We start from the raw sequence: 8,282 nt of genomic DNA on the forward strand, positions 1-8,282 counted from the left end.
ACTAGCCGTAGACCGCCCCGGTGTACTTCTCACCGGGGCCCTGGCCCGGCTCGTCCGGGACGAGGGACGCCTCGCGGAAGGCGAGCTGGAGCGACTTCAGGCCGTCGCGCAGCGGGGCGGCGTGGAAGGAGCTGATCTCGGTCGTGCTCGCGTCCAGCAGGCCGGCGAGGGCGCTGATCAGCTTGCGGGCCTCGTCCAGGTCCTTGTACTTCTCGCCCTCCTCGCTCAGCCCGAGCTTCACGGCGGCCGCGCTCATCAGGTTGACGGCGACCGTCACGATCACCTCGACGGCGGGGACCTCGGCGATGTCGCGGGTCATGGCGTCGAAGTCGGGCGTCTCAGGGGAGGTCTCACTCATACCCCACACGATAGGCGCCGGTCCCCGGCGCCTCCCGACCGGACCCCGGCCCGCACGGCCGGGAGACACGAGATTGGCTGCCGCGCGCCGCTCCTGCTAGCCTGGTGTAACGACCGGCCGGACGAGTACGCCCACGCGGCGAGCACTCCGGCCACAAGTGGAGGCTTCGAGCTCCCACCCGACCACCCTCACGGGCGGCGGGTCACCGGTCAGACGGATTCGTCGCCCAGGCGGCGGACACCGTCCGAGAGCGCGCCCCGCGGCCATCGCGGCGGTGTTCCGGTAGTTCGAGGAGCCCCGCATGTGATCGTCCGGGGCATTTTTTGTGCTTCGGCGCGGTTAGGTCTTACTGATTACAGACGTTACGCGGCTGTCCGCCAGACCGTCGCGTGGTGCTACCGAGGAGGATCCATCAGCGCCGAGCCCCGCATCAACGACCGGATTCGCGTTCCCGAGGTGCGACTTGTCGGTCCCAGTGGCGAGCAGGTGGGCATCGTCCCCCTGGCCAAGGCACTGGAGCTTGCGCAGGAGTACGACCTGGACCTGGTCGAGGTCGCGGCGAACGCCCGTCCGCCCGTGTGCAAGCTCATGGACTACGGGAAGTTCAAGTACGAGTCGGCCATGAAGGCCCGTGAGGCGCGCAAGAACCAGGCGCACACGGTCATCAAGGAGATGAAGCTCCGGCCGAAGATCGACCCGCACGACTACGACACCAAGAAGGGTCACGTCGTCCGGTTCCTCAAGCAGGGCGACAAGGTCAAGATCACGATCATGTTCCGTGGCCGTGAGCAGTCCCGCCCCGAGCTGGGCTACCGACTGCTGCAGCGCCTCGCGGAGGACGTCCAGGACCTCGGGTTCGTCGAGTCGAACCCGAAGCAGGACGGCCGAAACATGATCATGGTCCTCGGTCCGCACAAGAAGAAGACCGAGGCGATGGCCGAGGCCCGCCAGGCGCAGGAGGCCCGCAAGGCCGACGCGAAGGCCAACCCCGGCCGCTCGCAGAACGCCGCGGACGCCGAGACCGGCGAGGACGTGGACGTCGAGGCCCCTGCCGAGGCCCCTGCCGAGGCTCCCGCCGAGGCGTGATCCCGAGGGACCACAAGTCCCGACGGAACCAACCGATAAGAGAGCGACGCTCCACCGTGCCCGGTTTCACGACCGGGCACCGGAGCGCCACCGACGAGGAGATAACGGCGCTATGCCGAAGAACAAGTCGCACAGCGGTGCCAGCAAGCGCTTCAAGGTCACCGGCTCCGGCAAGGTGCTCCGTGAGCGCGCCGGCAAGCGCCACCTGCTCGAGCACAAGTCGTCCCGCGTGACGCGCCGCCTCACCGGCACCGCCGAGATGGCTCCGGGCGACGCCGCGAAGATCAAGAAGCTTCTCGGCAAGTGACGTCGCGGCGCCTCTAGCGCGCCGTACGTCGACACCGGGACCCAATCGTTTTCGGGTCGTGTGAGTCCGAGTCCACTCACCGGCCCCGCTACAAGGAGTTAACAAGTGGCACGCGTCAAGCGGGCAGTCAACGCCCACAAGAAGCGCCGGGCGATCCTCGAGCAGGCTTCCGGCTACCGTGGTCAGCGCTCGCGCCTGTACCGCAAGGCCAAGGAGCAGGTCACCCACTCGCTGGTCTACAACTACAACGACCGCAAGAAGCGCAAGGGTGACTTCCGTCAGCTCTGGATCCAGCGGATCAACGCCGCTGCCCGCGCCAACGGCATCACCTACAACCGCTTCATCCAGGGTCTGAAGGCCGCGAACATCGAGGTCGACCGCAAGATCCTGGCCGAGCTGGCCGTCAACGACGGCACCGCGTTCGCGGCGCTCGTCGAGGTCGCCCAGAAGGCGCTCCCGGCCGACGTGAACGCGCCGAAGGCCGCGTGACGCTGCGCTGGCCTTGAGCCGGCTGTTTTCAGGACCCGCAGGCTATTTTGCTTGCGGGTCCTGCTGTTGGGGCGGGCGGTACGTGTGTTGTCGGGTGCGGCCCCGTCGTGGCTGGCCGCGCAGTTCCCCGCGCCCCTGAAACCCCCCTTACCGTTGAGATCTCTGTCGAAGGTGATTAAGGAACATGGGCTCCGGCAACCCTGAGTTGATCTCTCCTCGTTCCGCGCGGGTGAGTGCCGCGCGGCGGCTGGGGAGGCGGAATTTCCGGGGGAAGGAGCGGCTGTTCCTCGCGGAGGGGCCGCAGGCCGTGCGGGAGGCCGCCGGGCACCGGGTGGACGGGGATTCCACGCTGGTGGAGCTGTTCGCCACGGTCGAGGCCGCGGAGCGGTACGCCGACATCATCGCCGAGGCACGTACCGCGGGCGCGCGGGTGCACCTCGCCGACGAGGACGTCATCGCCGACATCTCCACCACCGTCACCCCGCAGGGTGTCGTCGGCGTCTGCCGGTTCCTGGACACCCCGTTCGAGGACATCCTCGCCGCCCGCCCCAGACTGGTCGCCGTTCTCGCGCACGTCCGCGACCCCGGCAACGCGGGCACGGTCCTGCGCTGCGCGGATGCCGCCGGTGCCGACGCGGTGATCCTCACCGACGCCTCCGTGGACCTGTACAACCCCAAGGCGGTACGCGCCTCCGTCGGCTCCCTCTTCCACCTGCCCGTCGCCATGGGCGTCCCCGTGGAACAGGCCGTACAGGGGCTCAAGGACGCCGGGGTGCGCATCCTCGCCGCCGACGGCGCCGGGGACCGCGACCTCGACGAGGAGCTGGACAAGGGCGCCATGGGCGACCCCACCGCCTGGGTGTTCGGCAACGAGGCGTGGGGACTGCCCGAGGAGACCCGCGCCCTCGCCGACGCCGTCGTCAGCGTCCCCATCCACGGCAAGGCCGAGAGCCTGAACCTGGCGACCGCCGCCGCCGTATGCCTCTACGCGTCGGCGCGCGCCCAGCGCGCTCCCGGAGGCTGCCGTTCCGTCACCCGGAGCTAGTAGGGTGACCCACTCGGGGGCCCTGCGCAGGCTGAGAGGTGGGGTACGGGGATGAGCGTGGTCGGCACGAGTGCGGCGCCGGACGGGCGGGACGTGCGCGCGTTTCCCGCCGAGGCGATCGACCCCGACCAGCTCCCCGACGGGCTCGTCGTCGCCGACGAGCACGGCCGGGTCGTACGGTTCAACGCCGCTGCCGCCCGGATCACCGCCGTCAGCCCCGCCGACGCCCTCGGCCGGCCGCTGGAGAAGGCACTGCCGCTGGAGGACCTCGAAGGCCGCCGGTGGTGGCAGCTCACCGACCCCTACGGCGGCCTCGCCATCCGGGTCCGCCAGCCCGAGCGGAACCTGCTGCTGCCCGGCGGCCGCGAGGTGCTGGTCGCCGCCCGCTACGTACGCGACGAGCCCCTTGGCCCGCTGCGTCGCCTCGTCGTCACTCTCCGGGACACCGACGCCCGGCGCCGCACCGAGCGCAGCCACGCCGAGCTCATCGCCACCGTCGCGCACGAGCTGCGTTCCCCGCTGACCTCCGTCAAGGGCTTCACCGCCACCCTGCTGGCCAAGTGGGAGCGGTTCACCGACGAGCAGAAGCGGCTGATGCTGGAGACCGTCGACGCGGACGCCGACCGGGTCACCCGGCTCATCGCCGAACTCCTCGACATCTCCCGCATCGACAGCGGCCGGCTGGAGGTGCGCCGCCAGCCCGTCGACATCGCGGCCGCCGTCGGCCGGCACATCCAGGCCCATGTGGCCGCCGGCCAGCCCGCCGACCGCTTCCTGCTCCGCGTCGAGCACCCGCTGCCCGCCCTGTGGGCCGACCCCGACAAGGTCGACCAGGTGCTCAGCAACCTGCTGGAAAACGCGGTGCGCCACGGCGCCGGAACCGTCACAATCGACGTCACGCCCGCCCCGTCCCCGCGCGAGGGCGAGGAGACAGCCACGTCGGTCACGGTGAGCGACGAGGGGCCCGGCATCCCGGAGGAGTCCATGAACCGCGTCTTCACCCGCTTCTGGCGGGGCAGCAAGCGCGGCGGCACCGGCCTCGGGCTCTACATCGTCAAGGGCATCGTCGAGGCCCACGGCGGCAACATCACCGTCGGCCGCGCCCCCGGCGGCGGCGCGCGGTTCCGATTTACGTTGCCCGTGAGCGCCCCGGCCTACCTGGCCTGAGCGCCCGCGGGCCATTCGCCCAGCCCGTCCCCGTTAGACTCGGCCCCTGGCACCTTTGTGTCCGCACGCGGCCCGACGGGACCCCCTCGGGCGGTGACGGGACCACCAGCCAGCCAATCGGAAGCACGGGAAGAGATGTCGGCACCGAATAAGTCGTACGACCCTGTCGAGGTCGAGGCGTTGAAACCGGAAGAGATCGAGCGTATGCGGGACGAGGCGCTCGCCGCCTTCCGTGCCGCGGACTCCCTCGAGGCGCTCCACGAGGCCAAGGTCGCCCACACCGGCCCGGCCTCCCCGCTGTCCCTCGCCAACCGCGAGATCGGCGCCCTGCCCCCGCACGCCAAGGCCGACGCCGGCAAGCGGGTCGGCATGGCCCGCGGCGCGGTCAACAAGGCGCTGGCGGCCCGCCAGGCGGAGCTGGAGGCCGAGCGCGACGCGCGGGTGCTGGTCGAGGAGGACGTCGACGTCACCCTGCCGTACGACCGCGTCCCCGCCGGTGCCCGGCACCCGCTGACCACGCTCTCCGAGCGCATCGAGGACATCTTCGTGGCCATGGGCTACGAGGTCGCCGAGGGCCCCGAGGCCGAGGCCGAGTGGTTCAACTTCGACGCGCTCAACATCGGCCCCGACCACCCGGCGCGCGGCGAGGCCGACACCTTCTTCGTCCGCGACGAGGAGGGCGGCACCGAGTCCGGCATCGTGCTGCGCACCCACACCTCGCCCGTGCAGATCCGCTCCCTGCTGGACCGCGAGCTGCCGGTCTACGTGATCTGCCCCGGCCGCGTGTACCGCACCGACGAGCTGGACGCCACGCACACCCCGGTCTTCCACCAGGTCGAGCTGCTCGCCGTCGACGAGGGCCTGACCATGGCCGACCTCAAGGGCACCCTGGACCACATGGTCCAGTCGCTGTTCGGCCCGGACATGAAGACCCGGCTGCGGCCGAACTTCTTCCCGTTCACCGAGCCGTCCGCCGAGATGGACATGGTGTGCTACGTCTGCCGCGGCGCGTCCGTCGGCAACCCCGACAGGCCCTGCCGCACCTGCTCCAGCGAGGGCTGGATCGAGCTGGGCGGCTGCGGCATGGTCAACCCCAAGGTGCTGGCCGCCTGCGGTGTCGACCCGGAGAAGTACAGCGGGTTCGCCTTCGGGTTCGGCATCGAGCGGATGCTGATGTTCCGCCACAACGTCGAAGACATGCGAGACATGGTCGAGGGTGACGTCCGGTTCACCCGGCCGTTCGGGATGGAGATCTGATGCGTGTCCCGCTTTCCTGGCTGCGGGAGTACGTCGACCTGCCGGAGTCCGAGACCGGCCGTGACGTGCAGGCCAAGCTCATCGACTCCGGCCTCGAGGTCGAGACCGTCGAGCAGCTCGGCGCCGGCCTGAAGGGCCCCCTCGTCGTCGGCCAGGTGCTGACCATCGAGGAGCTGGAGGGCTTCAAGAAGCCGATCCGCTTCTGCACGGTCGACGTCGGCACCGCCAACGGCACCGGTGAGCCGCAGGAGATCGTCTGCGGTGCCCGCAACTTCGCGGTCGGCGACAAGGTCGTCGTGGTCCTGCCCGGCGCGGTGCTGCCCGGTGACTTCGCCATCGCCGCGCGCAAGACGTACGGCAAGACCTCGCACGGCATGATCTGCTCCACCGACGAGCTGGGCATGGGCGACGACGGCACCCACGGCATCATCGTGCTGCCGCCGGAGACCGAGGTCGGCAAGGACGCCATCGAGCTGCTGGAGCTCGTCGACGAGGTGCTGGACATCGCCGTCACCGCCAACCGCGGCGACTGCCTGTCCATCCGCGGCGTGGCCCGCGAGACCGCCATCGCCTACGGCCTGCCGCTGCGCGACCCGGCGCTGATCGACGTGCCCGCGCCGAACGCCTACGGCTACCCGGTGAAGGTCTCCGATCCGATGGGCTGCGACCGCTTCACCGCCCGCACCGTCACCGGTCTGAGCCCCGAGTCGCGGTCCCCGATCTGGCTGCGCCGCCGCCTGCAGAAGGTCGGCATGCGCCCGGTCTCGCTGGCCGTGGACGTCACCAACTACGTGATGATGGAGCTGGGCCAGCCCCTGCACGCCTACGACCGCACCTCGGTCCAGGGCGCCATCGGGGTCCGCCGCGCCGAGGAGGGCGAGAAGCTGCGCACCCTCGACGGGGTCGAGCGCACGCTGCACGCCGAGGACCTCGTCATCACCGACGAGCGCGGCCCCATCGGCCTGGCCGGTGTCATGGGCGGCGCGAACACGGAGATCGCCGATCACGACGACACCGAGCGCTCCACCTCGGACGTCGTGGTGGAGGCGGCCCACTTCAACGCCGTCTCCGTCGCGCGTACGGCCCGCCGGCACAAGCTGTCCACCGAGGCGTCCCGGCGCTACGAGCGCGGTGTCGACCCCGAGGCCGCCGCCGCTGCCGCGCAGCGCACCGTGGACCTGCTGGTCCTGCTCGCGGGCGGCACCGCCGAGGCCGGCGTCACCGAGATCGTCGCGCCGTCCGCGCCGCGCACGATCGCCATCCCGGCCGACCACCCGGACAAGGTCGCGGGCGTCACCTACGGCCGCGAGACCGTCGTCCGCCGTCTCCAGGAGATCGGCTGCGACGTGTACGGGCAGGACGAGCTGATCGTCACCGTCCCGTCCTGGCGGCCCGACCTCACCGAGCCCAACGACCTCGCGGAGGAGGTCATCCGGCTGGAGGGCTACGAGAACCTGCCCTCCACGCTGCCCAGGCCCCGCTCCGGCCGCGGCCTGACCCACCGCCAGCGGCTGCACCGCCGGATCGGGCGTGTCCTGGCGGGCGCGGGCTACGTCGAGGCGCCGAACTACCCGTTCGTCTCCGAGCAGGTCTTCGACCAGCTCGGTCTGGACGCCGGTGACCCGGCCCGCCGCGTGGTGAAGCTGGCCAACCCGCTCAACGACGAGGAGCCCGCGCTCCGCACCACGCTGCTGCCCGGCCTGCTGGGCGCGCTGCGCCGCAACGACGGCCGGGGCTCGCACGACCTGGCGCTGTTCGAGACCGGCCTGGTCTTCCTGCCGCGCGAGGCCGCCGCCGTCGCCGTGCACCTGCCCGTCGACCGCCGGCCCACCGACGAGGAGATCGCCCGCCTGGACGCCGTGCTGCCCGAGCAGCCGCGCCATGTGGCCGTCGCCCTCACCGGCGCCCGCGAGCAGGCCGGCTGGTGGGGCAAGGGCCGCCCGGCCGACTGGGCGGACGCCGTCGAGGCCGCCCGGACCGTCGCCCGCGAGGCCGGTGCCGAGCTGGTCGTGCGCAAGGCCCAGTACGGTCCCTGGCACCCCGGCCGCTGCGCCGAGCTGGCGGTCGTGGTGGACGGCGCCGAGCGCGTCGTCGGCCACGCGGGCGAACTCCACCCGCGCGTGCTCAAGGCCCTCGGCCTGCCCGAGCGCACCAGCGCGATGGAGGTCGACCTGGACGCCTTGGAGGAGGCCGGCGACGACACCCCGCAGGCGCCCGCCATCTCCACCTTCCCGGTCGCCACGCAGGACGTCGCGCTGGTCGTCGACAAGCCGGTGCCCGCCGCCGACGTGGAGGCCGCGCTGCGCGAGGGCGCGGGCGAGCTGCTGGAGTCCATCCGGCTGTTCGACGTGTACGAGAACCCGGAGCAGCTCGGCGAGGGCCGCAAGTCCCTGGCGTACGCGCTGCGCTTCCGGGCCGCCGACCGCACGCTGACCGTGGACGAGGCGTCCGCCGCGCGCGACGCCGCGATCGCCGTGGCGAACGAGCGCACGGGCGCGGAGCTGCGCGGCTGACCCCCGCGGGAAGCCGAAGGCACCGGCCGGTCACGGACTCGATCCGTGGCCGGCCGGCGC

Annotated in this window: 8 protein-coding genes; 7 read left to right on the plus strand and 1 reads right to left on the minus strand. The window is 71.6% G+C overall.

Annotated elements, in window-relative coordinates:
• Position 1: 1 nt before the first annotated feature.
• Complete coding sequence (locus tag GT030_RS25920) at positions 2-358, minus strand: DUF1844 domain-containing protein (protein WP_030812829.1); 357 nt, start codon at positions 356-358, stop codon at positions 2-4.
• A 411-nt stretch (positions 359-769) separates the two neighbouring features.
• On the opposite strand from GT030_RS25920, the gene infC reads away from it, so the two are divergent.
• The 7 genes from infC (at position 770) to pheT (ending at position 8,222) form a co-directional block, all read left to right on the plus strand.
• Positions 770-1,444, plus strand: coding sequence for a translation initiation factor IF-3 (gene infC, locus GT030_RS25925; RefSeq protein WP_161203183.1), 675 nt, complete (start codon positions 770-772; stop codon positions 1,442-1,444).
• Between the two features lie 112 nt (positions 1,445-1,556).
• Positions 1,557-1,751, plus strand: coding sequence for a 50S ribosomal protein L35 (gene rpmI / locus GT030_RS25930; RefSeq protein WP_018549118.1), 195 nt, complete (start codon positions 1,557-1,559; stop codon positions 1,749-1,751).
• Positions 1,752-1,856: 105 nt separating this feature from the next.
• Entirely contained in the window at positions 1,857-2,240 is a 384-nt protein-coding gene (gene rplT / locus GT030_RS25935; protein WP_030812835.1) for a 50S ribosomal protein L20, read from the plus strand.
• A 184-nt stretch (positions 2,241-2,424) separates the two neighbouring features.
• Positions 2,425-3,285, plus strand: coding sequence for an RNA methyltransferase (locus GT030_RS25940; protein WP_161203179.1), 861 nt, complete (start codon positions 2,425-2,427; stop codon positions 3,283-3,285).
• A 51-nt stretch (positions 3,286-3,336) separates the two neighbouring features.
• The gene (locus tag GT030_RS25945) at positions 3,337-4,452 is read left to right on the plus strand and encodes an ATP-binding protein (RefSeq protein ID WP_161203180.1); all 1,116 of its coding nucleotides are present in this window, start codon (positions 3,337-3,339) and stop codon (positions 4,450-4,452) included.
• Between the two features lie 135 nt (positions 4,453-4,587).
• Positions 4,588-5,709 (plus strand): phenylalanine--tRNA ligase subunit alpha, encoded by a 1,122-nt coding sequence (gene pheS / locus GT030_RS25950; protein ID WP_161203181.1) that lies wholly within the window; start codon positions 4,588-4,590, stop codon positions 5,707-5,709.
• Complete coding sequence (pheT, locus tag GT030_RS25955) at positions 5,709-8,222, plus strand: phenylalanine--tRNA ligase subunit beta (RefSeq protein WP_161203182.1); 2,514 nt, start codon at positions 5,709-5,711, stop codon at positions 8,220-8,222. Before pheS ends, pheT begins: the two co-directional genes overlap by 1 nt.
• Positions 8,223-8,282: the final 60 nt, after the last annotated feature.

This window comes from Streptomyces sp. SID1328, from assembly GCF_009865595.1.
GTDB classification, from domain to species: Bacteria; Actinomycetota; Actinomycetes; order Streptomycetales; family Streptomycetaceae; genus Streptomyces; species Streptomyces griseoluteus.